The sequence below is a fragment of the Candidatus Omnitrophota bacterium genome, assembly GCA_028716245.1.
Lineage (GTDB): Bacteria > Omnitrophota > Gorgyraeia > Gygaellales > Profunditerraquicolaceae > UBA6249.
In genome coordinates, this window is sequence record JAQUQW010000011.1 from 1 (window position 1) to 2,616 (window position 2,616).

Below are 2,616 nucleotides of genomic sequence, written 5' to 3' on the forward strand. Positions count from 1 at the left end.
TACTAACCGGTTACACAATACCCCACTGAACCATATTTTGAAAATACTCTATCCGTGGCACCCTGATTTTGGGCGGGACGTTTACATTGTCCGAGTTCAAATCAAAGGCGGTAAACTGTTTTACAACTATAGGTTTGATCTTACAAAAAAGCAAATAGCAAAAGAAATCCCGGCATGGATGTTTGATGAAAAATCCTGTTCCGATTTTAAAATTTCTTCTTCGCCTTCTTTCACAGAAGAATCCCTGTTTTCTTTAAAAGAAATTCTTGATGAACTCATATCCGGAATGCAAGGTAGTGAAAACACTGTACAAATTCCAGGATATTTGAAACATGAAGAAAAAACTGTTGATCCAACCCGAACTATGGAAATCTCAAACACCCCGTCCGCAATGGAATGAACTTCCTGCAGACAAACGCTGCGAGATCACCGTGATTCTCGTGGAAATATTTAATCGGCTTGATTCAAGTGAGCTTAATAAACAGACAGAGGAAATGAAAAATGAATATGAAGATTAATGAAACTCATCTCAAAAGACCGGCAATTTTATATGTCAGGCAATCGTCGAATTTTCAATTGGCAAACAACCACGAGAGTCGCCGCCTGCAATATGGAATGAAGAAAAGGTTAAAAGAATATGGCTGGAATAAAGTTGAAGTCATAGATGATGATTTGGGAATCAGTGCCTCGGGAAAGGCGGAACGTAACGGTTTCCAAAAACTGGTAAGTTCTGTTTTCATGGGCAATGTTGGTGCTGTAGCCGCATTGGAATTGTCAAGGTTCGCCAGAAACAGCCGGGACTGGCAGCAGCTTATTGAAGTGTGTAAAATGGTGAATACCCTGCTCATAGATAATGACGCCATATATGATCCCGGAATCGGAAATGACAGATTGCTTCTCGGAGTAAAGGCAAGCCTTACTGAATATGAGCTTGACCTTTTGCATCAACGCGCCATTGCCGGGCGCCGTGAAAAAGCCAAAAGAGGAGAACTGTCGTTGACCGCTCCAACCGGCTATATAAATGGAGAAAATATTTATCAAATGACCCCGGATGAAAGAGTACGAAATGTCCTGGAGCTGGTTTATAAAAAGTTTTTTGAGCTTGGAACTATCAGACAGGTGTTGGTGTGGTTTCATGAAAATGAGATTCTTATTCCTTCCGCGCAAAACAAAAATAAAGAACGTGCAGTAACCTGGCGACGTGCCAGGTACGCCTCTATTTATCGCTTCTTGACAAATCCGGTATATGCGGGTGCTTATGTTTACGGCAAAACAAAAAGCGCCAACACTTATGATAATGGCACAATGACTTGCAAAGTAAAAAAAACGCCGCGAAATCAGTGGGATGTCTTGATAAAGGACCATCATGCAGGTTATATTACCTGGCAAAAGTTTGAACAGGTTCAAAAGATGATTGCGGAAAATGCCAACACAAGAAATATTGCAACCAAAGGAGCTCCACGAAAAGGAGCGGCCTTGCTCTGCGGGCTTTTGCGCTGCCGCCGTTGTGGACGGAAATTGACGGTGAACTACACTGGACGTGCCCGTTCCTTTCTTCGTTACTCCTGTCATCGCGGGTACCTTGACCACGGTGAACCCCAGTGCATAGGCCTTGGAGGCATCCCGCTCGATGGCGCTGTGGAAGATGAAGTCTTGAAAGTGATCGCTCCGGGCATCGAACAAGCCGCCTGTCAATCGGCGGAACAAAGACAGAAAAAACAAAGTGACCTTCTGAAATCACTGCAAATGGACTTGGAAGCAGCGCAATATGCGGAACGAAAAGCCTGGAAACAATACAATCTGGCTGATCCAGAAAACAGGCTTGTCACAAAAGAACTTGAAAGCCGCTGGAACCTTTCGATGGAGCAAGCCGCTGAAATCAAGGAAAAGTTGTCCTGTGAGGAAAGCAATGTGGAGGCCGCCAGTAAAATAACTGCCGATATGCTGAATGAACTTGCATTGGATTTCCATCGAGTATGGAAACATCCTGCAACCGACGCGCGCTTGAAAAAACGTTTGATACGTATTCTAATAAATGAAATTGTCATAGACACTTTTCCTGAAAGAGGAGAAACGGAATTGATTATTCATTGGCATGGCGGCACTCATACGCAATTATTTGTAAAACGCAGAAAACGCGGAGATGTGCCTCACCATACAAGCCCCGAAATTGTTGATGCGGTCAAGAACTATGCTTTACTTTTTAACGACGACTACATCGCCGGATGCCTCAACAGAAACGGCCTGCGAACCGGATGGGGCAACCGCTGGTCAGGTCAAAGTGTTCGTTCACTCAGAAATAAGCGTAAAATTCCAGCGCCTCAGGAAGGAGCTGAGAACGAATGGTTGACTTTGATCCGCGCTGCGGAGCTGTTGAATATGTCGACAACGATTCTGCGCAAAGAACTTGAAAAGGGCAGCCTGCCGCATAAACACCCGCTCCCGTACGGACCTTGGATGTTAAATCGGCAAGACTTGTCTTCGCAGGAAGCTCTGGCAATAGAAGAAAGAGTCAGATTGAAACGTGAAAAACTGGGTGCTGAACATAATTCAGACCAGCAAAAATTTAATTTTTGAGCTTAACACCAAGGAGACGCATTATGCAGCATGATAGTA

Annotated in this window: 2 protein-coding genes; both read left to right on the top strand. The window is 44.2% G+C overall.

Translation table 11 applies throughout. From position 1 onward, the window contains the following. Window positions 1-400 (top strand): hypothetical protein (locus PHG87_07705; GenBank protein ID MDD5478059.1); only part of this gene is annotated, 400 nt, incomplete at its 5' end. A 101-nt stretch (window positions 401-501) separates the two neighbouring features. Beyond that, complete coding sequence (locus tag PHG87_07710; protein ID MDD5478060.1) at window positions 502-2,577, top strand: recombinase family protein; 2,076 nt, start codon at window positions 502-504, stop codon at window positions 2,575-2,577. Window positions 2,578-2,616 lie beyond the last annotated feature (39 nt).

Coding starts and splice junctions, on each gene's coding strand:
- PHG87_07710 (MDD5478060.1), top strand. CDS start 502: ATGAATATGAAGATTAATGAAACTCATCTCAAAAGACCGGCAATTTTA.